This is a genomic window from uncultured Gemella sp. (genome assembly GCF_963537375.1).
In the GTDB taxonomy this organism is placed as follows: Bacteria; Bacillota; Bacilli; order Staphylococcales; family Gemellaceae; genus Gemella.
Window position 1 is genome coordinate 1 of sequence record NZ_CAUTDQ010000001.1, and the last position, 24510, is coordinate 24510.

The window sequence follows — 24510 nt, forward strand, 5'->3', positions numbered from 1 at the left end:
AAGAAAATATTGAAGATATCTACTTATTAGATATTCCAAATGGTAAAGAATATATTGAGAAATTAGTTAATTTAAAACCTAAGAAAATATATTTAATTTGTGAAGAAAAACAAATTTTATCGGACGTTTATTTAATAGATAAAGATAGGTTGATAAAACTATTTAACATTATTCTATCTATTCCAAATAAACAAATTAATATTGCACAGCAATTAGATAAATTGTTAACAACATTAAAAACAAATGTGGATAGTTTAAAAATCATGATTCAAATTTTTAGAGAATTAAATCTTATAACTTTTGAGAATAATACCATTAAATTGAATGAAAATTATAAAAAAGTTGATTTAAAACAATCAGAAAGCTTTGTTAGAATGGAAAGTATATTCGAAGTTGAACAGTTATTACTAAAAGAGAACATAACGAATATTAACAAAGCTTTTGATAAAAATTAAGGTGAAAAAAGGAGAATAAAATGAAAATATTATATTTTTGGGACGCATACTGTGGTTGGTGCTATGGTTTTGATAAATTATTTACTGAGTTTTATAAAAATCATACGGACATAGAAATCGATATTGTTTCTGGTGGATTATTTATTGGTGAAAACAGCAAAAAAATAGGAGAGTACACATATATAGCAGAAGGAAATAAACAAATTTCAGAAATGTATAATATTGAGTTTGGAGAAGAGTATAAGAAAGTACTTGAAGAAGGTGAAATGGTATTAAATTCACTTCATCCTGCGATTGCTTTAAATACAGTAAAAGAATTTATACCAAATTCAAAATTATTAGATTATGCATATGATATACAATGTAAGTTTTTTGTTGAAGGTAAAAGTTTAAGTGATATTGAAACATACTTAGAACTATGTGACAAATATGAAATCGATAGTTCTGATTTGGCCTTAAAACTTACAATTGCTTTTAAAAATACGAATCCGATTCATCCAGATTTTCTAAGAACACTTAACTTAGGTATAGAATCTTATCCTACTGCAGTATTAGAAAAAGATGGAGAATACTACGATTTACGTGGTTATGCTACAGAACCAGAAGATATCGAAATACATTATAATTTAATAACTAAAAGATTCTAATTATTAATAATAATTATTTTTTCATTGTGGCAAAAATATGAACATTATTTTGTAGAGTATAAGCTTATGAAATCAACCTTTTTCAAATTGATTTCATAAAAATATGCTCTATTTTTTTTTATATTTTGATGTTTTTACTTGTATCTTCTAACCTGTTGTAGTATAATGTAGCTATAATTAATCGATATTGATTATCATTGTTTTAATGGAGGAACGTCATGAACAAAAAATATAATAATAAATTAATAATTGGATTAGCAGTACCTATCTGTTTAAGTATAGGTTCAGTAGATTTCAATTATTCTAAACTAAATCTTGATTCTAATGTAGTTTACGCACAAGATCAACAGAGCACAGGTTTTAAAGTCTACGAACCAGAGATTGGAACAAGTGGATCTCTAGAGATTGCTGTTGAAGGTCAAGATACTTCAGATACTTTATTTAAGAGATACTGGAATAAAATTGATAAATTATTAATAGATGGAAAAGATTTCGGATTTAATAGTGAAGCATCTTCTTCAAAAAACTATTCTTTATTTGATAGTGTTATTTATGTTAATAATAGTGAAATAACTAATCATTATAATAAACAAGACAAACACAAAATAGAATTTATTTTTAAAGATGGATCAAAAGCTGTATATGAAGATAAAGGATATGTAGATCCAACAGCTAAACCAAAATTAATTAGTGAAGGTCTAAAAATTTTAGAACCACAATTAGATAATGATTCTCTAATCTTCTTCTTAGAAGGTTCTGATCTTTACAAAAACTACTGGTCAAAAGTATCTAAACTAACAGTAGATGGAAAAGATTTCGGATTCGATAAACAAAATACAAATAGTAAATTTTATAAATTATATAATGGAGAAGTAACTGCTTCAGATAAAGCTATTACTGAACATTATAAAAAACAAGATAAGCACAAAATTGAATTTACATTTGAAGATGGTTCTAAAACAACATATCAGGATACTGGTTATGTAGAACCAAGTAATGAAACGACTACACCATCAAAAGATAGTGATACTAGTTCTAATAAACCTGCTTCAAATGCTAAATACACAATTTCAAAACTAGACCAAGGTAAAAACTGGAAAGATGAAAAACACTTAACTTTAGAATTATCTGACACTTCTGTTTATGATAACTTTGTTGATGAAATTGCAAGTGTAACTTTAAATGGAACTACTGTGAATAAAGATGTATTCAAAGATAAAGTAGAAACATCAAAATATCTTGGAATTAGAATTTTTAACGAAGATTTAGTAAAAGCGTTAAAAGATTCAGATAATAAGCTAGAGGTTAAACTTGTTGATGGAACTATAATTTCATATCCAACGGCAACTGATAAAAAAGAAGATGCACAACCTACAGAACCAAAACAAGATACGCCAGCTACTAGCACATCATATGCTCAAAAAGATTTAGTTTCTAAAGTAGAAAAGAATGGTTATGGTGATGAATTAAATATTACACTTGTTGATGGATTTAAAGCAGAAGATGTTCTTAAAAATACTAAAGAAGTGGTTATTAATGGAAAATCATTTAATAAATCACTATTCAGTAAAAACTGGGCAGGGCATATTGTTACTTTCGATGATGGTGGAGAAAGCCTTAAAGCATTTAAAGCTTGGAACTTTGATGGAGATAATACAATTGTATTTAAAGCAAATGATGGAACTGAAAGTAAAACTTATACTACTGGAAACAAGGTAGCTGAAGAAAAACCAACACCAGAAAAAACTCCTGAAAAACAAGAAGAAAAAACTTATTCACTTACTGATAAATTAGAAGATGGTGAATATACTTTAGGATTTAACGCTTTATACGCTGATGGAAGACAAGGTACTTCAATGCTAGAAGGATTCTTTGACAAAAATGTAAAATTAGTAGTTAAAGATGGAAAAATGAGTATTACAATGTTAAATACATTATTTGCTCATGGTTTATATGATTTTGCCATTCAAAATAAAGGTAAATGGGAATCAGGGGTGAAAGAAAACTTTGGTGAGAAAAACTCTGCAGGTCAATATGACAGAGCATTATTTACTCTTCCGGTAGAAGATCTAGACCAAGTACATTTAGGTGGTGTTATAGTTTCTTATATGGGTTCTTTAGAAAGTGATAAAGGAAACTTTGATAAATATACTACAGTTAAACTTAAATTTAAACCTGAGATCAAAAAAGGATGGAATGGATTTGAGTTAGTAGAAAAAAATAATGAAGAACGTAAAAAAAGTGATGATCTTCTTCAGAAAAAATTAATCGCCAATGGGGTAGATACTAACAAAGACGGTAAAGTAACAGAAGATGAATTGAAAAACTTCACTGGTGATATCAACATCGGATCATTAGAGATTGATGGAAAAGTTGATAAAGGTGCTATATACAATTTAGATTTACTAAAACACATGGGACCTGGAGTTAAATCATTCTCTTCTGATAGTAATAACTTCGGCGAATTACCAGAAGACTTATTCAAAAATGCAGTTAATATCGAGCGTATTAACTTAGGAGGAAATGGTGTTACTAAATTACCTGAAAACCTATTTGCTAATAACAAAAAATTAAAAACTGTGAACTTGTCTTCTAATAACTTAGGTAATATCCCAGAAAACTTATTTGCAAATAATCCTGAATTAGATTCAGTTGAATTCAGTCAATCATGGTTATCAACATTACCAGCGAATGTTTTTGCTAATAATAAGAAGCTAAAAACTGTAAGTTTATCAAATAATAAAATTATTTCACTTCCAAATGATTTATTTAAAAACAATACAGGATTAACATTCTTATCTGTAACTGATAATGAACTTACTAAACTTCCAGATAGTATAGCTAATTTATCTTCTTTAACACAGTTATACGCAGCTAACAACAAATTAACATCACTTCCAGAAAATGGAGTTAATTTAACAAAATTAAATACTCTAGCTTTAAATAATAACCATATTGCTAGCTTATCTGATGAATTATGGAAAACACTTGCTAAAAATAAAGCAACTGTAAGATTAGTAAATAACCAAATTAGTAATATACCACTAGAATTAATTAAAGCAAATGGTAGTCTACATATACTTGATATTGCTAATAATAATTTACCAGCAACATTGCCATATAATGATTCTGATACAAAACTATTAGGAATTTCTCCTGAAGTAACACAAGGTTATTATCCACAAAAACAAGCTATCGAATTAAATGTTGTTGCAAAAGATAACAAAATTACAGTTCAACCTAAAGATGAGAAATTAACAATTCTTAATCTTCTACACTGGTATAGAGGTCGTTCTGAGTTTTATGGTGGAGAAGGTATCTTACAAGGTTTAGAAAAATATAAAGAATTCCTAAGTAAACAAACTAAACCTATGGCAGAATTACTTAAGAGTGATGATTATGGACGTAACTGGTATATTGTTACTAAGGTAGAACGTATTCGTGGCAATGAAATTAAAGAAATTAGTTCTTCAAGTGTTTCTAATGAAGATGATAAAAAATTAGAAATTACTGATAATGATATGAAAGCAGGAGATAAATATAGAATTACTAAAACTTTATTCGAGAAAAATGCTACTAATATCGATGATAAATTAGTTGAACTTATAACTACAGTTAATGCTGATGTTAAAAAAGAAGAACCGAAAGTAGAAGATAAAAAAGATGAGAAACCTGCTGAGCAACCTAAGGTTGAAGAAAAACCTCAGGTAACACCTGAACAGCCTAAATCAGAGGAAAATACTCAAACACCACCAGTTGAACAACCAAGTAATCCTACAAACGATGATAATCATGATGCTAAGCTTAGCAATCTAAAAGATACACTTGTTGCTAAATTACCTGGAGATGAAGAAGTAACTGTAAAATTCAAAGCTAAAGATGTTACTGGTATTCACTTTGTTGCTCAAAATTCTAACGAACAAAAAGTAAAAGAAGTAAAAGAATTAGTTAAGAATCTTGATGAGAATTTAAATGTTGTGAAAACTTTAGATCTATTCTTCACAGATGATAATGGAAATGTAATAAATAAAAATGGTGAAACTAGAGCAGTTACTGTAGCTGTTCTTGCTAAAGATAATGAAACATTAGAAGTTTATTATGTAAATGGTGACAAATTAGAAAAAGTCCCAAGTTCATATTCAGATGGGAAATTAACATTCTATACAGATCACTTCAGTACATATACTATTGTTTCAAGAACAAATAACAATACTAAAGTTGGAAACAATCCAATTTCACAAAGATTCAATAATATATTACCTAAAACAGGATTAACTGAAAATAGTGTTGGAGCATTATTACTAGGTATATTAGGTATTGGATTAGCTGCATTAGGCTTCAGAAGAAAAAAATAATTTAAAAATTTAATAATAATAATTACATAAGATATAAATAACGGATGTACTTAACAATTGCCAAGTATATCCGTTATTATTTGTTATTTAAGATACTATATTAATTATTTCATAAATAATATATCCCGAAAGAAGTATTAAAATGAAATTCATATACAATCTAAGTTTTTCTTTGAAAATTAGAGAAATAATATTGATAATTATTACTCCTATGCAAGCACCTAAAGTATTATCTATCAAATCTGTTATATCAGGGAACCCAATAGTCAAGATATATTGAGTAGATTCGTATATTAAACTTAATATAAACCCTAAAATTATAGCTCTTAAACCAGACGATTTAGGATATAGCATTTTGATATAAAAGCTAAAAGGTATAAAGAAAATAATATTAAGTAAAACTTCCACAATGTCAAAATTTCCAAATCTGTATGGTACTAGATTGATTGTTCTCCAAGTTACACCAGGATAAAGTAATACACGAGGATTATTTATCCATGAAATATTACTACTTAAAAGTAGGTTCCAATTCATTTTAGCTACTATTACCCAAGAAAGTATAAATAAATATACAAAAAATAGAAAAAATGTTAATTTTCTACTGTTTAGAAAAGATTTCAAAATATTCTCCTTCCTCTAATTACACTTATGATAATGTTAGCAAAACTTACTAAAATTTACTTAAATTTATTTTTTAATTATTAATTGGACTTGTTCTGTAATAATTCCCGCTTCACTTTTTAAATATAAAGTAAAATTCGTCTCACTATAATCAAATTTATTGTCTTTATCAAACATCACTTCATAATAAGAAGGATAATGAACAGTACCTATGTTTGTAGATAGTTCCTTATCATATTTATCCCACTTAATATTTTTATCTTCTTTAGAAACAATTAGAATTCTATATTTGTCATATACTTGACAATGACAACCATTAACGTTATCCGAATATGGACTATTTCCATCTAAATAGTCGATAATAATATCATATGCACTAGTGTCCTCACTATCAAATTTTTTATAAATATAATTCACAGCTGAATCAGTAAATGTAATTTTCATACTAAAATCTCCTTATATCGTATTTATAATATATTTTAACACATAACATAGAATACAAATAATAATTGATTTTATCAACTGGAGATTTTAAATTACTAAAATTCACAGAGTTCTAGATTATATAATACTATATAAGTAAATACTGAATATTATAAGTAGATTCGTAATCTAATAAATTACTGTTTCTTAGTGTATTAATAGTGTTTAAAATTGCTTATTTTGGGATTTTATAGTATAATAATTGAGTTAAGAAAACATTTAGGAGAAAAGAAAAATAAATGAATTTAGAAAAATACATTTCAATCGTAGAAAATTGGCCAAAAGAAGGAATTAGTTTTAAAGATATTACTACATTAATGGCAGATGGTGAGGCATATAAATATGCTACTGATCAAATCGTTAACTATGCAAAAGAAAAAAAAGTTGATGTTGTAGTTGGACCAGAAGCACGTGGTTTTATCATTGGATGTCCTGTATCTTATTCATTAGGTATTGGGTTCGTTCCTGTTAGAAAACCTAATAAATTACCTCGTGAAGTTATTTCTTACCAATATGATTTAGAATATGGTAGTAACACTTTAACAATGCACAAAGATGCTATTAAACCAGGTCAACGTGTTCTTATCACTGATGATTTATTAGCTACTGGTGGAACAATTGAAGCAACTATTAAATTAGTAGAAGAATTAGGAGGAATCGTAGTAGGTATTGCATTCTTAATCGAACTAGATGGTCTAAATGGAATGGACAAACTACAAGGTTATGATGTTCTTACATTACTAAAAATGTAATCTACTATGAAATAATTAAATAATATGACATTTGAACTTATAGAAAAGAAATATCTAAAAAATATTAATACAAATGCTTATCTTTATGAGCATACTAAAACTCGTGCTAGATTAGTTTTCTTTGAGAATGACGACATAAATAAAAGTTTTAGCATAAGTTTTAAAACTATCCCTTATAATGATAATGGTATTTTTCATATTTTAGAACATTCTGTTTTATGTGGTTCAGCGAAATATCCAGTAAAAGAACCTTTTGTAGAACTACTTAAAGGTTCTTTTAATACATTTTTAAATGCAATGACATTTCCTGATAAAACTATGTATCCAGTATCGTCTAAAAATGAGAAAGATTTAGAAATATTAATGGACATCTATTTAGATGCCGTATTTAATCCAAATTTAAAAGTTAATAAGAATATACTAGCACAAGAAGGTTGGCATTACCATTTAGAAAATAAAGAGGATGAACTTATATACAAAGGTGTAGTTTATAATGAAATGAAAGGTGCATACTCATCAGTAGATGAAGTTCTTGATCAATATGTAAGTGAACACTTATTTAGTGATACACCTTATAAATATTCTTCGGGAGGAAAACCGGAGGCTATTCCTTCAATAACACAAGAAGAATTTTTAGAAACATATAATTATAATTATCACCCAAGTAACAGTTATATCTTCTTATATGGTAATCTGAATGTAAACCAATATCTGGAACATATAGATAGTTATTTAAATAACTATGATTATAAAGATTATAGTGACTATAACTTATCACGTCAAAATAATTTTTCAAAAGAAATTGTTAAGCGAACTTATTTTAACGAAGAGCTAAGCAATAAGGCATATGTTGCATATAATTACATCCTTGGTGATAGTAATGAATTCAGTAGAATCGAAAATATTGATATTATAGATGATATACTTCTAGGAAGTAGTAATACTGAATTTAGAAAATATTTCATAGAAAATGATTTTTGTGAAGATGTTTATAGTTATGTTCAAAAAGATAGAAAAGAAACTGTCTATTCAATTATCTTCAAATATGTTAAAGATGATAAATTAGATAATCTTGATACTGAATACAAAAAACTTCTTAAGTCAATCATTGAAAAAGGTTTTGATTATGAGCAAGTACAAGCTTCAATCAATAAGAAAAATTTCTCAATTAAAGAAGAAATTAACAAAACTTCTGCACCAAAAGGTGTTTCTTACGCAATAAGATTATTAAGAACTTGGCTTTACAGTGAAGACAACATTTTATCTGCATTTGATTTAGATAAAGTTATAGCTGATTTACAAGAAAATTGTAAAGATAAAAAATATGAAAGTCTTGCAAAAGACTTCCTAATTAATAATGAGAAACAAGCTGTTTTACAGTTAATTCCAACTTTAGAAAAAGAGCAAAAAGAGAAAAATCTAGTTGAATACAAAGCTTCATTATCTGAAAATGAACTACAAGATATAGTCGAAAATACTAAATCTTTACAAAACTGGCAAAATAGTATAGATAAGAAAGAAGATCTTGAAAAAATTAAATGTGTTGATGCCAAAGAAGTTGAATTAAAAAATCCTTTTGAGGAAACATTATTTGAAACATATAGAGATTTAAAATTCTCTCATTATAATGCAGTAACAAATGGAATTTCTTATACTAAGTTACTTTTTGATATTACCGATTTTGAGCTAGAACAGCTTCAATACGCTTCAATTTTATCATATTTATTATTTAACTTTAATACAAAAAATAAAACTGAGGCAGAAGTTATTAAAGAAATAGGAGCAAATCTTGGTGGAGTTAGTTCATATGTAGATGTCTTTAGAAAACATAAAAGTGACGAATGCGAAGTTAAATTTATAATTAGTGCTAAAAATCTTGTTGAAAAATCAGAAGAATTAGCTAATATATTAGAAGAAACAACACTAAACGTTGATTTTGAAGATAAAGAAGCATTATACAACGTCCTATTAGAAGTTAAATTAATGCTAGAAAACAAATTCAAGAATTCAGGGCATGCATTTGTAGCACGTCGAATTAGTGGATTCTATAATCCACAAAGTAAGTTAGCATCATACCATGGTGAATATGACTTCTACTTATTCGTGGATAAGTTACTAGATAATTATGAAACTGACAATGAAAGTATAAGAGAAAATCTTTATAATGTAGCTAAATTAATTTTCAATAAATCTAGATTATTAACTAACTTTGTTGGAAGTAATAAAGAATATGATAATTTCAAACAAGTCATTACTAACTTCTTAGAGAAATATCCAGAAGATACAAATAGACAAAAAGGATTTGAAATAGAATTAGAAGAACATGGTTATTCTGAAGGATTTTACTTTGATTCTCTTGTGCAGTATGTAGGTGTTGGATACAATATTAAAGATTATACCGGAACTCATTTAGTACTGAGACATATCCTAAGTTTAGATTATTTATGGAATAATGTTCGTGTGAAAAATGGAGCATATGGTGCTGGAGCAATATTTAATAACTTTGGTGATTTTAACTTATGGTCTTATCGTGATCCTAACTTAGTTGAAACATTAGATATATATTACAATATTGATAACTATGTTCGAAACTTTGTTGCTGATGAACAAGATCTAAATAAATATATTATAGGTACATTGAATACTTTAGATGTATTGATGTCACCAAGTGCGTTAGCAACATATTCACTTAATAAATATTTAACAAATTCACCATTCAATATTTATGATGAACTTGTAAATGAAATTAAAAATACCACAGTTGAAAATATACAAAAATTAGCAACTGTATTTGAAAATATGAAATCTAAAGCCTATACTTGTGTGCTAGGTTCAAAAGAAAAAGTATTAGAAAATAAAGATTTATTCAATGAAACAATTGAATTAAAATAGAAAGGTGCATGAATGAGAGTTCGAAATAGAGCAGATGCTAGAGAGCGTCTAGAAAATAGTCCAGTTGTATTTTTACAACCTAAGGATAATAAGGGAAAATGGAAAGAAATTTTTGGGAATGATAATCCAATACACTTAGAAATAGGAAGTGGGAAAGGTAAGTTTATTCATACATTAGCAGAAAAACATCCAGATATTAACTTTATAGCTATGGAGGCTCAACCTACTGTATTAACGTTTCTATTAGATAAAGTAGAAGAAACTCACAGAGAAAATCTGAAACTAATTTCTGGTAATGCAGAAGATTTACTTGAATATTTTGCTGAAGGAGAAGTTGATCAACTTTATCTAAACTTCTCTGATCCATGGCCAAAAACAAGACATGAGAAAAGACGTTTAACATTCCACACATTTTTAGCTCGTTATGAAGCGATACTTAGTGGAGATAAAACTATTATACAAAAAACAGATAATCAAGGCTTATTTGAATATAGTCTAATGAGTTATGCAAAATACGGATTTACATTCAATAGATTATCATTAGACCTAACAAACAGTATTTATGAAAAAGATAATGTTCATACGGAATATGAAGATAAGTTCATTAAAAAAGGTAATAGAATATATATGGTAGAAGCTGTAAAAGTAAAATAACCAAATTTAGTTTACATAAAATTAATTATGTAAATTAAATACTTAGAATATACTATGTTTATAACATTTTACCTTAAAATTAATCGTTTTTACCTTGATTTTAAAAAAAATTTTATTTATAATAATATTAGTACAATTTAAAGGAGAAATACAATAATGATATCAGTTAATGATTTTAAAACTGGAGTTACTATCGAAGTTGATGGAAACATTTGGAAAGTAATGGAATTCCAACACGTTAAACCTGGTAAAGGAGCTGCTTTCGTACGTTCTAAATTAAGAAACATGCGTACAGGTGCAGTTAATGATAAAACATTCAGAGCTGGTGAGAAAGTAGCAAAAGCTCAAATCAATAACCAAAAAATGTCATACCTTTACTCAACAGGTGAAGCTTATGTATTTATGGATAACGCTACTTACGAGCAAATCGAAGTACCAGAAGCACAATTAGAATACGAATTAAACTTCTTAAAAGAAAATATGGAAGTTTCAATCTTAATGTTTGGTGATGAAATCTTAGGTATTGACTTACCAACAACAGTAGAACTTACTGTAACTGAAACTGAACCTGGTGTTAAAGGTGATACTGCACAAGGAGCTACTAAAGCTGCTACAGTAGAAACTGGATACACATTACAAGTACCTCTATTCGTTAAAGAAGGAGATGTATTAGTAATCAATACAGCAGAAGGTTCTTACGTATCAAGAGCATAATTTATGAATAATTTAAAAACTCTCTATTATTATATTACTATGATAGAGAGTTTTTTATAAACTGACAACATAGATATAGTTAATGAAAAGATATCACAGAAATTAAATTTTTATTCATTCAAAATTAATAAAGTAATATTAACAAAAGATGAATACATAGAAGAACTTAAAAATCTACCTAGTTGGTGGAATGATGATTTTTATAGAAAAGATGTACTATTTTATTGTGAAGATATAGATTATTCAATTATCAGAGAACGAATAAATAGTATGTCTTTAAACGACGAACAAGTTCACTTTGGAAAAAGAGCTGTTTTTTGGGGGAAATTTAATGAAAAGAATTATTTAAAAACGGCATATCATAAATATTTAATTAAAGAATCTTTCTATAAAGCTGTTACTATTAGAAACGGAAGAACTTTTATGAAAATCGCTGAGTTACTAGATAAAGAACACTAATTCTATAGTAAGCGTATATCTTTACTTGATATAGCTAATAATGATATAATTACCTAATGAAAAATTAAGGAGAATATAATGAAATTAGATAAAATATTAATCGGCTTAGGATTAATTATATATTCGATCCTAGCTTATTTTTTAGGAATTCATTCTTATAAATTGTTATTAGTTTTCTTAGGAATTAGCGTACTAATATTTTTAATAACAAAATTACATTTTGAACCCTTCTTATCAATACTTATAGTAGCAATTATTCTAGGATTATTTTTAGGCTTATCCCCTAGTTCAATAATTGATTCAGTAGAGAAGGGGACAGGATCTCTTCTAGGGCATCTATCACTAATCTTAGGATTAGGAGCTATGTTTGGAAGAATACTAGAAGAATTAGGAGCAGTAGAAATTACTGCAAAAAAAATGATTAGTCTATTCGGAATCAAGAGGATTCAATTAGGTCTTCTTATTGCTGGAATGTGTATTAGTTTTTCGTTATTTTTTGATGTAGCTTTTATTTTGGTAATACCAATTATTTTAGCAGTAGCTAAAGAATTAAATTTGGATAAAATATACTTAGCTTTACCAGCAAGTATTGGGGTTCTAACAATCCATGCACTATTCCCACCACATCCTAGTCCAAGTATTATTACTAAAACATTCCATCTTAATATGGCGGAAGTATTCTTCTATGGTTTAATAGTTGCAATACCAACAGCAATTATCGGTGGCCTATTATTAACTAATTCAAAAATGGTACAAACTAAACCTATCATACAAACAGAACAAAATAATATTAGTGTTTTAAAAATAGAGAAACAGCTGATGAGTTCTGGTTTTTCTATTATCCTAATGTTATTACCTGTTATATTAATTACTATTCCTACAGTAGCATTAAGTATAAATAGTTTACCAACTTACTTAAAAGATATATTAACAATTATTAGTAATCCAGTTACCGCATTGATAATCAGCTTATTAATAGCCATTTTGAAATTGATGATTGTAAAACATTTAAGGATTAGTAGTATTGCTCCATTGTTAAGTCAATCTATTAAAACAATTGCAGTCGTATTACTTATTAACGGTGCTGCTGGAGGTTTGAAACAGGTATTAGTAGATTCAAAGGTAACAGATGAGATAGTTCAAATAACTAGTGGTATGAACATATCACCAATACTAATAAGTTTCTTTGTTGCTGCCATCCTAAGAATATCACTAGGTAGTGCAACTATTGCAGCAATTACAACGTTAGCAATAGTAGAACCTTTAGTTCCGACTATCAGTTATTCACCGGTATTTATAATGTTGAGTATTACTGCAGGAAGTATGTTCTGTTCACACGTAAATGATCCTGGTTTCTGGTTATTTAAACAGTATTTAAATTTAGATTTTAAAACAACATTTAAAACTTGGACATTAGGTACGACTATAGCTTCTATAGTAGCATTTATTATAATATTGATTATGACTTCGATTACATAAAATATTTTTAAAATAAATAATATTTTTACTTGATATTTATGTTAAGGTATGTTATATTAATACTTGTGTATGTAGTAAATGTTATGAATAAACTATTTCCAAAAGGAGGATTAATTCATGGCAAAAGTTTGTTACGTTACTGGACGTAAAGCTCGTTCAGGAAATACTCGTTCACACGCAATGAACGCAAATAAAAGAAAATTCAAAGCTAATCTACAAAAAGTAACAATTTTAGTAGACGGACAACCTAAAAAAGTTTGGGTTTCTGCTAGAGCTTTAAAATCTGGAAAAGTTGAGCGTGTATAATTAAGCGATAAACTTTAAGCTATCTAAGGAAACTTAGATAGCTTTTTACATTATATTAATAAAATATATATAGAAATCAAGTAAAACATATGCTAAATTAGCTATAAATGTCAAATTAAGCATTTAAATCAATTTTAAGAGGTTTTATATCATTTTGGAGTAATTGTATTAAAAAATAATTTAGAAAGCTTATATGGTGTTTAAATAGGTCATTTTTTCTAGAATTTTCAAATTTGAAAGTGAAACTCATATATTATTAAATTATAGTTACTCATTAAATTGAAAAAATTAATTTAAAACAAAATAGATGAAATAAATAATCATTTATCAGAAACTAAAAATGAAATATTTTATTCTTTATCGAAATAAGGGGATTGAAGTATATTGAAAGAAACTAATAAATATGATATAATATATTTGTTCGTATAATACATATTATATGTATAATTAATAAACTATAGGAGAATGTAATAATACCAATGAATCAACGTGATTATTATAAACAAAAAATAAATAAAATACTTCCTGAATTCCCAGATTATATAGAAGACTTCATAGATACGTATTACGATAATTTATCACCACTTACATTACATAGATATTTAGAAACTTATAAGAATTTTCTAAACTGGACTATTAGAGAAACAATTTCAGATGCAGAAAATATAAAAGAAGTTCAACTATCTACTTTAGAAAATATATCTAAAAAAGAAATGGAAAGTTATTTTAAAAGTCTCTCTCGTGAACAAGTTAATGGAAAATATAGAAGTCAAACGACTGTAAACAATTATAAGGCTGCTATGAGGTCCCTGTATAAGTTTCTTACTGTTACAAGCGAGAATGAACAAGGACGAGCTTATTTTGAGCGAAATGTAATGCTTAAGATACCTATTAATCGTGTGAAAGAGACATTATCATCAAGATCAAAGAAAATTTCTGAAAAGATATTCTTAGACTCTCAAGACGAAGAATTCTTGCAGTATGTTGAATTTGAGTACGAGAAAACTTTATCAAAACATGGAAAGACATTCTTTTTACGTGATAAAGCACGAGATCTTGCGATATTAACGCTATTTTTAAAAAGTGGTATTCGTGTTAATGAACTTGCTAATTTAAAGGTTAAGGATATAGATTTTCTAAATAGTGAAATAAACGTCATTAGAAAAGGTAATAAAGTAGACACAGTTATAATAACAAAATCAGCATTAGATAGACTTAATGAATACATAACTTCCCTACCTTTTAAACTTAATAGAGAAGACTATGTCTTTATTAGTAAAAATAAAACTGGATTATCAATAAGAGCTATCCAAAAACTAGTTATGAAATATACCGATGCCTTTAATGTTCCTATGTCACCACATAAACTAAGACATAGTTACGGTACTAAACTAGCATTAAAAACAAACGGTAACATCCCAATCATTATGACTCAAATGGGACACTCTAACAGTGATACTTCAATGCTATATATTAATGAATCTAAAAAGATAATTAAACAATCTATTGATAAATTAGATGATTAGTATTGCAATATATCTCCAATTAAGTTAAAATATAAAAGTTATTAAATATATGGAGGTGAAAAATGGGTATTATTGTACAAGTTTTAGGATCACTATTAATTCTTATCGGCTTTGTATTTAGCCAGTTAGGAAAACTTAAAACTACATCACTTAGTTATTTATTACTAAATGCTATCGGAGCATTAATTCTTGGTATTGATGCCTTTGTTGGTAAACAATGGGGATTTGTTTTACTAGAAGGTGTTTGGTCAATAGTTGCTATTCACGGATTATATAATTATTTCAATAAAAAAGAAGTAAAATAAAGAATATAGTTTACATAAAATTATTTATGTAAACTATATTCTTTTATAATATTATCTATAAATTCTGTTTTTCCTTCAGTATATCCTTCTCTATCATATTTATATTCTTTTTCTAATTTTAACTTTAAAGCCTCATATTTCTTTGCAACTACTGGATGTTCTAATAATATTTTTTTGAATTCTACTTCAGTAATATCACCTTTTTTTCTTATATGAAGATGAAACACTTTATCTAGAAAACCTTTCTCGCCATATCCTTTAATTAAAAAAGCTCTATCATCTTCATTCCCACGTAATTCCCATTCTTTAGAAAGAATTTGAACTATTTTATCAAAATTTCTATCATCTATTGTTTCTATAAGTATATCTATTATATTTTTTGATTTTATATTTGGTATTGCAGAACTTCCAATATGATAAATATGTACAGGTATATCTTTAAGTAATTTTGATAATTTTACTTCCATTTCATCATACCATTTTATCCATTTATTATTATGACATACTAAAATAATAGGATATCTTTTCTTAAAACACTCATCTTTCAGAATATTATCCAATATAATCACACCTTTCTAATTTTTCTATTAAAAAAATGTTAGGATAGGAGATCCTATCACTAACATTATTTAAATACATGTAAAGAATTTTTGAAATATTCTAATCCTGATAAAATAGTCAATATTACAGAAATCCATAATAGGATATAATCTAGTTTAAAACCAATACTGTTAAAAATTGGATTACCTAATAAAATAAGAATAATAGCTAATAATTGGCTAATAGTTTTTAATTTACCTAGAATTCCTGCGGGTATTACTTCCCCTTTTTCTACAGCCAAAAGTCTAAGTCCTGTAACTGCAAATTCTCTTGCTATTACAACCACTACCATCCAACTATGCATTAAACCTAGTTCAACCATTACAATAAAGGCACTTCCGACTAGTAGTTTATCAGCTAATGGATCTAAGAATTTGCCCATATTAGTCACTAAATTATATTTTCTAGCAAGATATCCATCAATAAAATCTGTGAATGATGCAAACATAAAAATCAATGCTGCTATAAAAATATTAAGGGTTATATTTCGACCACCTAGGATAGAAATACTTCCTCCCATATTATATAATAAAAATACTATAAATATAGGTATTAATATTGTTCTAAATAATGTTATTTTATTTGGTAGATTCATTATTATTACTTACCCTTCTTGCATAAATTTAAATTCATTATAATTATAACATATTCTGTAATATGCTACAATAATAAAAACAGGATAAATACTCTTATTATCCTGTTTTTAAAAATTTATTCACTTGTTCCTGTTGTTTCACTAACTGCTGGAGTTGTTACATCAGGTGTAGTAGGTGTGACAGTAGCTGGTGTGCTTGGTGTAACAGTCGAATTTGAATCAGAGTTTCCTCCAGAAGGAGCTGTTGGACTATTTTGTACTCTTGGAGGAGTATACGAAGTCGTTCCTCTTTGTCTTTGAGGAGTTGGTACTTCAATTACTTCAGTATGTTGAACCTGTTCAGTAGTAGTATTACTATTGTTCGTTGTTGTAGCTGTTTGAGTTACTTCAGTAGTTGCAAGATTTGTTTTAATTAGTTGAGAAATTTCATTGTAGTCCTCTCCTTTTTCAAAAATTGTTTCTTTCTCTTTATCTACTAAAGTTTGCAGTTCAGTAAGATCTTTCTTAACATTAGTAACTTTTTCTGTATTAGTTTTATCTTCATTAGTTACCGTTAGAGAACTAATTTTATCTTTTAAACTATTTTTAATTTTTTCTCTCATCTCTTTGACTTGAGAATTATATTTTTCGTTAAGTTTATCTTTATTCTCTTTACTTATTTCTTCTTTATAAGTTAATAGACTTTTTAGTATATCAATTTTCTTACTTAATTCATTTTCTTTATTAAAGTTACTAGAACTTTCTTTTATTATTTTTTCAAATTTAGAATCTTCTTTCTTGGTTTCTGTAACTTTTGGTTTAACATTATTTAATGATTTTTGCTTTTGATAAGCATAAGCCGATAATCCGATAACCGCTAAAAGTACGATTATCAATAAACCAACTAGTACTTTATTATTTTTTCTCAATTTAATTTACCTCTCTTAATAATATCATTTTCCAGTTTACATAATATTATTTACGTAAACTATTTTACTCATAATCTTCTGCAAATTCCTTCTCTAAAAATACTTTTCTAGGCTTACTTCCATCAACTGGACCGATATAACCATCTTCTTCAAGCATATCTATTATTCTAGCTGCTCTATTATAACCAATTTTAAATCTACGTTGTAACAGTGAAGCTGAAGCTTTTTGTGTTTTTGCTATAAATAATAATACTTCTTTATATAGTGGATCTACATCATCCGCTGATGAACTACCACCTTGTGAACTTACTTCACTTGGTGTCATATTTGGATCATATTGAGCCTCTGACTGGCTCTTAACATAATCTACTACTTTTTCTACTTCCTCATCTGAAAGAAAAGCTCCTTGGATACGTACAGGTTTACTTGAATCAGCAGATAAGTAAAGCATATCACCTTTACCAAGCAGAGTTTCAGCTCCTGATTTGTCTAAAATTGTTCTTGAATCAATACTTGAACTTACTGCAAATGCTATTCTTGAAGGTATATTTGTTTTAATTACACCTGTTATAACATCTACAGACGGTCTCTGAGTAGCTATAATCATATGTATTCCTGCAGCACGTGCTTTCTGAGCTATTCGTGCTATTGATTCTTCTACTTCTTTAGATGACACCATCATCAAGTCAGCCAATTCATCAATAATTACTACTATATACGGTAGTTCTTTATAATCAGGATCTTTTGCTGCTATTTTATTATAGCCTTCCATATTTCTAACACGTGCTCTAGCAAACTCTCGATATCTATTTTCCATTTCTAAAACTACTTTATGAAGTACATCAGCAGCTTTTATTGGATCAGTTACAACTGATGTTAATAGATGCGGAATTCCATCATATATTGATAATTCTACCATTTTAGGATCTATCATTATTAATTTTACTTTATCTGGTTTATTTTTTAGTAATATGCTTGTAATTATAGTATTAACACATACTGATTTACCACTACCTGTTGATCCTGCAATTAATAAATGAGGTGTTTTATCGATTCTTGTAAAAATTGATTCACCTGATACATCTTTCCCCAAGGCAACTGATAGAGGCGAGTTATCCTCATCATTTACAAATACTTCCTTCATTGTTACTAATTCATTTACTGTATTTGGAATTTCAATACCAATTAATGACTTACCTGGAATAGGTGCTTCAATACGTACATCTTTGGCTGCAAGATTCAGCGCAATATCATTACTCAGATTCACAATCTTGCTTACCTTTGTTCCAGGAGTCGGCAAAATTTGAAATTGTGTAATTGAAGGACCTACTATTGCTTTAACTATTTTCACCTCAATACCAAAGTTATTAAATGTACTTTGTAATATTTTAGATTTTTCAACTACATCACCCTTAGTTATTGTTTGTTTTTTAACTGGACTATTAAGCAATGTAATTGGTGGTAGTTGATAATTATCATATGATTCTTCAGATACTTCTTCATTTAAAGATTCTTCAACAACATCAACACTTTTAACTTCTTTTTGCTTAGCTTGTTTTCTTGTGACTCTTTGTACAAGTTCTTCCTCAGGTTCTTCTTTAAATTCTCTAATATCTACCACTAAATCTTTATCTTTAATATTATTATATCTTTGCTCATTAGAATTTTCTTTTTTTGTATCTACATAATTATAATCGTCTATAATTTCATCGTCAAATTCGAGATACTCGTCATATTCTTCATCTACATATTCATTTTTATCAAAGGCATCAACAATTTGATGCTTTAATCTTAAAACAAGCGTTCTATAGTTAATATTAAAATATAGGAATACTGATGTAATAATTGCTGAAATAACTACTAATAAAGATCCATAGTATGATAATAAGTATATTAAAAATTTAACTGGATAGTAAGATATCAGTCCACCGCCATAAGTTAACACTTTACCATTATATATCTCTGTAAAACTAATATAAGTACTTTCTGCATTACCAACTAGTATTAACTGGAATAAGAAATCTATCAACACTAAGAACGTTACTACAATAACAGGTGTTTTGATTTTTTTATTCATAATATAATAAATTGGAGTAGCTACAATAATAATATATAGTATATAGCTAAAGCTACCAAATAGATATTTAAATAATGAATCAAAAAATTTACCTACAAATCCCATCTGAAGAACAGATAAAATTATAATAAGAACAGAAATTACAAAATACAATCCTCTGTATGTTTCTTTAGTTAAAACTGGAATTATATTTTTCTTAGGATTTTTCTTTGTAGCACCTTTTTTACCTTTGGAGTTAGTTGATTTTTTAGTTCCACTAGTTTTTTTTGATTTTTTTGTTTTTTTATTGCTCAATCTTCTCTCCTTTCTAGTCCTCTTCCACATAAACTGCTTCAGTAGGACAATTTATTTGTGCTTCAAGAACCAAACTTCTATATTTATCTGGAACTGCTTCCGTCATATTATTTTCATCTATAATGCAATACGCAATTCCATCTTCGTCATAATCATATATGTCAGGACAGATAGCATTACAATTTCCACAAGCAATACAATCTTCACGAATTATTCTAGTTTTCATCACTTTCTTCTTTCAAATATTGCGAAAATTTCTCTAATGATTGTTTTCTATGACTAATACTATTTTTTTGTTCAGCACTTAACTCTGCAAAAGTTTTATCTAAAGATGGAACATAGAATATTGGATCATATCCAAAACCATTCGTACCACGTTTTTCAAAAATAATTTCACCATGGCACTCACCTCTAAAAGTTAATTCTGTTCCATCAGGTTTTACAAGAGCTATAACAGAAACAAATTTAGCTTTTGATTTTTGTCCATTTAATTCTAAAAGCACTTTTTCTATATTTTTTTCATCAGTTTGCTCTTTAGAATATCTTGCAGAATATACACCGGGTCTCCCATCAAGTAGGTCAACACTTAATCCACTGTCATCAGAAATAGCTGTTTTCCCAGAGTATTTACTTATTGTACGAGCTTTTATTAATGCATTCTCTTCAAATGTAGCACCATCTTCTACAATTTCTTCTGTATAGTTAATATCCTTAAGAGTTAAGATATTATAATTTTCTAAAATACTTTTAATTTCTTCTACTTTGTGAGCATTATTAGATGCTAAAATTAATTCTTTCATTACTTTCTCCTATAAATCTACTACTTCTGCAATAATTTCTTTATTCAACCATTTAGAAGCTATATTATTAAAATTTTCACTAGCTTCAGATATGTAAAACTTATGATCTTTTTTATTAAATCTCTTTTGATGTAACTTTGCATATCCTAATACGGAGCTAACTTCTCGAGCAGCTTCTCGTCCTGAAGAAATAACCTTAATATTATTACCATAATATTCTTCTATATCTTTTTTCAAAATTGGATAATGCGTACAACCTAAAACAACTGTATCTACACCTAAGTTGCGTGTATTCTCTAAAGTTTCATGTATAATTTTCTTTGTTGCATCTTTATCAACGTTACCTTCTGATTCAATAAAAGGTACAAAAGCAGGACAAGCTTTATCAACGACTTGAATATCAGAATTAATATTCTCAATTTCAATATCATAAACTTTTGATTTTGCAGTAAATTTAGTACCTAAAACAAGAACCTTATTATTCTCAGTAGCCTGAATTGCACGTCTTGCACCAGGTTGTACTACTCCTATTATCGGTATGTCATATTTATCTTGAAGATAATTAAGTGCAGCTGCCGTTGCCGTATTACACGCTAGTACAACCATTTTAACACCTTTGTCAATTAAATATTTCACCGCTCTATCGGTATATTTAATTATCTCTTCTCTAGTTTTATCTCCGTAAGGGCAATTTTTCACATCACCGAAATAATAAATAGTTTCATTAGGTAGTTGTCTCATTATTTCTCGAGCAACCGTTAATCCTCCCACTCCACTATCGAATACTCCTATTGCATTATTCATACATAGCCTCTTTCTATTTAGAACCTAATATTTCTTCAAGTTCTAGTATTTTTTTATATGATTTCGTTTCAACTCCAATAAATTCTTTAAACAACATATTAAAAAATGAAAAGAGTCTAATTAAATCTTTATTTTCAATTTCTAAACTTTCCAAAAAATCGATATTTTTAATTGATAGGTAGTATGTAAGTTTTACGAGGTGATCATTCAATCCATAGACACTGTAGTCCGTATTAAATTTATCAACAAAACTATTTTTCTGAAAACTATAACCTACATAATCATAATCAGTTTTTTGATATTTAAACATAAAACCTTGCTCTTTTAATATTTTCGCTAAAAAATAGCTTACAACTATCTTTTCGGAAACATTACTTTCAATATTATTTAAACAAAGTTTTAATAGCTTATAAATATTAAAGGAGTTATCATTAACTAAATATGTGTATTCCAATATATTTGAAACATAACTATTTTTTATAACATCATAAACTATATTGGAATATGTATTTTCAATTTCCAAATTTGTAATTTTATTCATACCATTTGTAGGAAAATAGTTAATACTCACTTCGTATGGTGTACTAACTTTAATTTTCTTTTTGCTTTTATGAACATTCTCATAAAAAAAACTTTCTACATTTCCCTGTTCTGTTAAAACCTGTAAAATTTCATGATAATCTTTATAACGTATTTTTTTAATTATAATCCCCGTTATGTAATTTCTATTAGTCAAAAATATCATCCCTATAGCCTAAATCTCTAATTTGATTTGGTTTTGATCTCCAGTTATCAATAACTTTTACCCATAATTCTAGGAATATTTTTTCGCCAAGAAGAACCTCAATATCTTTTCTTGCTCTAGAACCAATTTCTTTTATCATTTTACCTTGTTTACCAATAATCATACCTTTTTGAGATTTTCTCTCAACTACGATAGTCGCAATAATATTTTTTTTCTTACCTGGTTGTTTTTCAATTCTATCGATAACAACAGCTATAGAATGTGGTATTTCCTGTTCTGTTAATTGTAGGACTTTTTCCCTAATAAATTCAGAAATTACAAAATACTCAGGTGAGTCTGTAATTACATCATCAGGATACATTTTAAAACTTGGTTGCAAGTATTTTTTTGTTGTATTTAGTAGATTATCTACATTTATTGATTTAAGAGCAGAAATAGGAACTATTTCAACAAAATCATATAAATCTTTATAAAATTCTATAATTTGGATTAATTGTTCCGGTGAAATTAGATCTATTTTGTTAATTAATAAAAATGTTGGTACTTTTAATTCTTTAACTATATTTATTAAATGTTGATCTCCAGGTCCAAACTTTTCACTTGCATTTATAATTAAATAAACTATTTCTGACTCTTGAATCGCACTACTTGCAAGTTTCATCATATAATCTCCAAGCCTATGCTTTGGCTTGTGGATTCCAGGAGTATCAATGAAAACGATTTGTGAATCATTATCAGTATATACACCATTAATAATATTTCTAGTAGTTTGTGGTTTATCTGACATGATTGCAATTTTTTGTTGTAGTATATTATTTAATAACGTAGATTTACCAGCATTAGGACGGCCAATAATAGTGACAAATCCAGTTTTAATTTGTTCTTCAAACATGCTTATCTCCTTAAACCAAATTTTTCTAAAATTTCATCTTGTTTTCCAAACATTTCTTTTTCATCTTCTTCAGTCATGTGATCATAACCAAGTAGATGTAAAAAACCATGTACTGCTAAGAAACCAATTTCTCTATCGAAACTATGTTCGTATTCTTTTGCTTGTTCATGTGCAATATCTACACAGATAATAACATCTCCAATAGAATTAATTTCATCTTCAAGTCCAATAATATCAATCTCGTCCCCTACTTCATCATTTAATGCAAAAGAAATAACATCAGTTGGAACATCTTTACCTCTATAATCACGGTTAATTTCTTGAATTTCTTCCTTACTAACAAAAGATAATGACATCTCAGTAATCTCAGTATCAACATTTTCATACTCCGCAGCACATTCTAACAATTTTAATAACATATCTTTAGTGCTGTCTTCTACTAAGTTGTTATCATCTATAATATCAACAAATGTCATGTTGTTCTCCTTTTATATTATTAATACGCAGGGAGTAAATCAAAATCAAGATTTTGAAGAATTCGATTTTGTCGATTACTCCCATAATATTTACTAGATATCTAAAAAGCTTTTATAAAAAATTTAGATATAAATAAACCTCTATTCTTATTAGTTCTCATTAATTTAGGATCTAATAAATTACAATCATATTATTGTAATTTATTAAAACTTTGTTGTCTAAGTGCTTCATAAATTATTAATGCCGCTGTATTAGATAAATTTAATGAACGAACATTTTCACTCATAGGTATACGTAATGCTTGCTCACTATATTTTTCTCGGAATTCTTTAGGCAATCCTTTAGTTTCCCTTCCAAAAATAAAATATATATCTTCATTTTCTTCATTAGAGAAATCAAAATCACAATAATTCTTTGAACCAAATTTAGTAATAAGATAATAATATTTATCATTAGTCGCTTCAAGAAATTCATCAAAACTATCCCAAACAACTAAATCTAAGTGTTCCCAATAATCTAAACCTGCACGTTTAACATGTTTATCATCAATAGAAAAACCTAAAGGTCTAATTAAATGCAATCTTGTATTAGTACCAACACATGTACGTGCGATATTACCTGTATTAGCTGGTATCTCTGGTTGAAATAAAACTATATTATTCATAATTTA

At 27.5% G+C, this 24510-nt stretch carries 25 protein-coding genes; 12 read left to right on the forward strand and 13 right to left on the reverse strand.

The features are described 5' to 3' along the window. The 3 genes from RYK99_RS00005 to RYK99_RS00015 form a co-directional block, all read left to right on the forward strand. Positions 1-455, forward strand: a 455-nt coding sequence (locus RYK99_RS00005) for a single-stranded-DNA-specific exonuclease C-terminal domain-containing protein (protein WP_314988992.1), incomplete at its 5' end; no start/stop codon positions are given. Positions 456-475: 20 nt separating this feature from the next. Next, positions 476-1102 carry a thioredoxin gene (locus tag RYK99_RS00010; protein WP_314988994.1) on the forward strand — a complete coding sequence of 209 codons (627 nt, stop codon included), beginning with the start codon at positions 476-478 and terminating at the stop codon, positions 1100-1102. 218 nt (positions 1103-1320) lie between these two features. After that, entirely contained in the window at positions 1321-5457 is a 4137-nt protein-coding gene (locus RYK99_RS00015) for an NEAT domain-containing protein (protein WP_314988998.1), read from the forward strand. Between the two features lie 87 nt (positions 5458-5544). Here RYK99_RS00015 and RYK99_RS00020 read toward each other — a convergent pair whose 3' ends face one another. Next, entirely contained in the window at positions 5545-6078 is a 534-nt protein-coding gene (locus RYK99_RS00020) for a VanZ family protein (RefSeq protein ID WP_314989000.1), read from the reverse strand. Between the two features lie 66 nt (positions 6079-6144). Beyond that, positions 6145-6522, reverse strand: a complete 378-nt coding sequence (locus RYK99_RS00025) for an iron-sulfur cluster biosynthesis family protein (RefSeq protein WP_314989002.1) — start codon at positions 6520-6522, stop codon at positions 6145-6147. A 278-nt stretch (positions 6523-6800) separates the two neighbouring features. Between RYK99_RS00025 and RYK99_RS00030 the strand changes: the two genes are divergently transcribed. The 9 genes from RYK99_RS00030 to RYK99_RS00070 all read left to right on the forward strand — a co-directional run bounded on the left by RYK99_RS00030 (position 6801) and on the right by RYK99_RS00070 (position 15648). Beyond that, entirely contained in the window at positions 6801-7313 is a 513-nt protein-coding gene (locus RYK99_RS00030; protein ID WP_204644343.1) for an adenine phosphoribosyltransferase, read from the forward strand. A gap of 24 nt (positions 7314-7337) precedes the next feature. Then, positions 7338-10205, forward strand: a complete 2868-nt coding sequence (locus RYK99_RS00035; protein ID WP_314989005.1) for an insulinase family protein — start codon at positions 7338-7340, stop codon at positions 10203-10205. Positions 10206-10217: 12 nt separating this feature from the next. Then, positions 10218-10859 carry a tRNA (guanosine(46)-N7)-methyltransferase TrmB gene (trmB, locus tag RYK99_RS00040; RefSeq protein ID WP_314989006.1) on the forward strand — a complete coding sequence of 214 codons (642 nt, stop codon included), beginning with the start codon at positions 10218-10220 and terminating at the stop codon, positions 10857-10859. A 156-nt stretch (positions 10860-11015) separates the two neighbouring features. Further along, positions 11016-11573, forward strand: coding sequence for an elongation factor P (gene efp, locus RYK99_RS00045; protein ID WP_003145634.1), 558 nt, complete (start codon positions 11016-11018; stop codon positions 11571-11573). A 270-nt stretch (positions 11574-11843) separates the two neighbouring features. After that, entirely contained in the window at positions 11844-12032 is a 189-nt protein-coding gene (locus RYK99_RS00050) for a hypothetical protein (RefSeq protein WP_314989008.1), read from the forward strand. 78 nt (positions 12033-12110) lie between these two features. Beyond that, complete coding sequence (locus RYK99_RS00055; RefSeq protein WP_314989010.1) at positions 12111-13511, forward strand: gluconate:H+ symporter; 1401 nt, start codon at positions 12111-12113, stop codon at positions 13509-13511. A 117-nt stretch (positions 13512-13628) separates the two neighbouring features. Next, a complete protein-coding gene (gene rpmB, locus RYK99_RS00060) occupies positions 13629-13817 on the forward strand; it encodes a 50S ribosomal protein L28 (protein ID WP_003144993.1) in 189 nt (62 codons plus the stop codon). Between the two features lie 479 nt (positions 13818-14296). Next, positions 14297-15343, forward strand: a complete 1047-nt coding sequence (gene xerS / locus RYK99_RS00065; protein WP_314989013.1) for a tyrosine recombinase XerS — start codon at positions 14297-14299, stop codon at positions 15341-15343. A 62-nt stretch (positions 15344-15405) separates the two neighbouring features. Next, on the forward strand, positions 15406-15648 hold the full coding sequence (locus tag RYK99_RS00070) for a hypothetical protein (RefSeq protein WP_314989015.1): 243 nt from the start codon (positions 15406-15408) through the stop codon (positions 15646-15648). Positions 15649-15668: 20 nt separating this feature from the next. Here RYK99_RS00070 and RYK99_RS00075 read toward each other — a convergent pair whose 3' ends face one another. The 11 genes from RYK99_RS00075 to trmL form a co-directional block, all read right to left on the reverse strand. Continuing rightward, positions 15669-16217 carry a GrpB family protein gene (locus RYK99_RS00075; protein ID WP_314989016.1) on the reverse strand — a complete coding sequence of 183 codons (549 nt, stop codon included), beginning with the start codon at positions 16215-16217 and terminating at the stop codon, positions 15669-15671. Positions 16218-16273: 56 nt separating this feature from the next. Continuing rightward, positions 16274-16843, reverse strand: coding sequence for a CDP-diacylglycerol--glycerol-3-phosphate 3-phosphatidyltransferase (gene pgsA / locus RYK99_RS00080; protein WP_204644351.1), 570 nt, complete (start codon positions 16841-16843; stop codon positions 16274-16276). A 116-nt stretch (positions 16844-16959) separates the two neighbouring features. Beyond that, on the reverse strand, positions 16960-17751 hold the full coding sequence (locus RYK99_RS00085) for a hypothetical protein (RefSeq protein ID WP_314989017.1): 792 nt from the start codon (positions 17749-17751) through the stop codon (positions 16960-16962). 64 nt (positions 17752-17815) lie between these two features. Beyond that, positions 17816-19933: a DNA translocase FtsK gene (locus RYK99_RS00090; protein ID WP_399543929.1), complete on the reverse strand. Its 2118-nt coding sequence runs from the start codon at positions 19931-19933 to the stop codon at positions 17816-17818. Between the two features lie 202 nt (positions 19934-20135). Continuing rightward, positions 20136-20348 carry a ferredoxin gene (locus tag RYK99_RS00095; RefSeq protein ID WP_314989020.1) on the reverse strand — a complete coding sequence of 71 codons (213 nt, stop codon included), beginning with the start codon at positions 20346-20348 and terminating at the stop codon, positions 20136-20138. Further along, positions 20338-20922 (reverse strand): XTP/dITP diphosphatase, encoded by a 585-nt coding sequence (locus RYK99_RS00100; protein ID WP_314989022.1) that lies wholly within the window; start codon positions 20920-20922, stop codon positions 20338-20340. The genes RYK99_RS00095 and RYK99_RS00100 overlap by 11 nt, the downstream gene beginning before the upstream one ends. A 9-nt stretch (positions 20923-20931) precedes the next feature. Further along, positions 20932-21726: a glutamate racemase gene (racE, locus tag RYK99_RS00105; RefSeq protein WP_314989024.1), complete on the reverse strand. Its 795-nt coding sequence runs from the start codon at positions 21724-21726 to the stop codon at positions 20932-20934. Between the two features lie 13 nt (positions 21727-21739). Continuing rightward, entirely contained in the window at positions 21740-22471 is a 732-nt protein-coding gene (gene recO / locus RYK99_RS00110; protein ID WP_314989026.1) for a DNA repair protein RecO, read from the reverse strand. Continuing rightward, a complete protein-coding gene (gene era, locus RYK99_RS00115) occupies positions 22455-23363 on the reverse strand; it encodes a GTPase Era (RefSeq protein ID WP_003146031.1) in 909 nt (302 codons plus the stop codon). Before era ends, recO begins: the two co-directional genes overlap by 17 nt. Positions 23364-23365: 2 nt before the next feature. After that, complete coding sequence (ybeY, locus tag RYK99_RS00120; protein WP_314989028.1) at positions 23366-23839, reverse strand: rRNA maturation RNase YbeY; 474 nt, start codon at positions 23837-23839, stop codon at positions 23366-23368. Between the two features lie 191 nt (positions 23840-24030). Continuing rightward, positions 24031-24507 (reverse strand): tRNA (uridine(34)/cytosine(34)/5-carboxymethylaminomethyluridine(34)-2'-O)-methyltransferase TrmL, encoded by a 477-nt coding sequence (trmL, locus tag RYK99_RS00125; RefSeq protein ID WP_314989189.1) that lies wholly within the window; start codon positions 24505-24507, stop codon positions 24031-24033. Between the last annotated feature and the right edge of the window lie 3 nt (positions 24508-24510).

Excerpts from the sequence above, each read along its gene's own strand:
- RYK99_RS00010 (WP_314988994.1), top strand. The coding sequence starts at position 476 with ATGAAAATATTATATTTTTGGGACGCATACTGTGGTTGGTGCTATGGT.
- RYK99_RS00015 (WP_314988998.1), top strand. The coding sequence starts at position 1,321 with ATGAACAAAAAATATAATAATAAATTAATAATTGGATTAGCAGTACCT.
- RYK99_RS00025 (WP_314989002.1), bottom strand. The coding sequence starts at position 6,522 with ATGAAAATTACATTTACTGATTCAGCTGTGAATTATATTTATAAAAAA.
- RYK99_RS00030 (WP_204644343.1), top strand. The coding sequence starts at position 6,801 with ATGAATTTAGAAAAATACATTTCAATCGTAGAAAATTGGCCAAAAGAA.
- RYK99_RS00035 (WP_314989005.1), top strand. The coding sequence starts at position 7,338 with ATGACATTTGAACTTATAGAAAAGAAATATCTAAAAAATATTAATACA.
- trmB (WP_314989006.1), top strand. The coding sequence starts at position 10,218 with ATGAGAGTTCGAAATAGAGCAGATGCTAGAGAGCGTCTAGAAAATAGT.
- efp (WP_003145634.1), top strand. The coding sequence starts at position 11,016 with ATGATATCAGTTAATGATTTTAAAACTGGAGTTACTATCGAAGTTGAT.
- RYK99_RS00050 (WP_314989008.1), top strand. The coding sequence starts at position 11,844 with ATGTCTTTAAACGACGAACAAGTTCACTTTGGAAAAAGAGCTGTTTTT.
- RYK99_RS00055 (WP_314989010.1), top strand. The coding sequence starts at position 12,111 with ATGAAATTAGATAAAATATTAATCGGCTTAGGATTAATTATATATTCG.
- rpmB (WP_003144993.1), top strand. The coding sequence starts at position 13,629 with ATGGCAAAAGTTTGTTACGTTACTGGACGTAAAGCTCGTTCAGGAAAT.
- xerS (WP_314989013.1), top strand. The coding sequence starts at position 14,297 with ATGAATCAACGTGATTATTATAAACAAAAAATAAATAAAATACTTCCT.
- RYK99_RS00070 (WP_314989015.1), top strand. The coding sequence starts at position 15,406 with ATGGGTATTATTGTACAAGTTTTAGGATCACTATTAATTCTTATCGGC.
- pgsA (WP_204644351.1), bottom strand. The coding sequence starts at position 16,843 with ATGAATCTACCAAATAAAATAACATTATTTAGAACAATATTAATACCT.
- RYK99_RS00090 (WP_399543929.1), bottom strand. The coding sequence starts at position 19,933 with ATGGGATTTGTAGGTAAATTTTTTGATTCATTATTTAAATATCTATTT.
- RYK99_RS00095 (WP_314989020.1), bottom strand. The coding sequence starts at position 20,348 with ATGAAAACTAGAATAATTCGTGAAGATTGTATTGCTTGTGGAAATTGT.
- RYK99_RS00100 (WP_314989022.1), bottom strand. The coding sequence starts at position 20,922 with ATGAAAGAATTAATTTTAGCATCTAATAATGCTCACAAAGTAGAAGAA.
- racE (WP_314989024.1), bottom strand. The coding sequence starts at position 21,726 with ATGAATAATGCAATAGGAGTATTCGATAGTGGAGTGGGAGGATTAACG.
- recO (WP_314989026.1), bottom strand. The coding sequence starts at position 22,471 with ATGATATTTTTGACTAATAGAAATTACATAACGGGGATTATAATTAAA.
- era (WP_003146031.1), bottom strand. The coding sequence starts at position 23,363 with ATGTTTGAAGAACAAATTAAAACTGGATTTGTCACTATTATTGGCCGT.
- ybeY (WP_314989028.1), bottom strand. The coding sequence starts at position 23,839 with ATGACATTTGTTGATATTATAGATGATAACAACTTAGTAGAAGACAGC.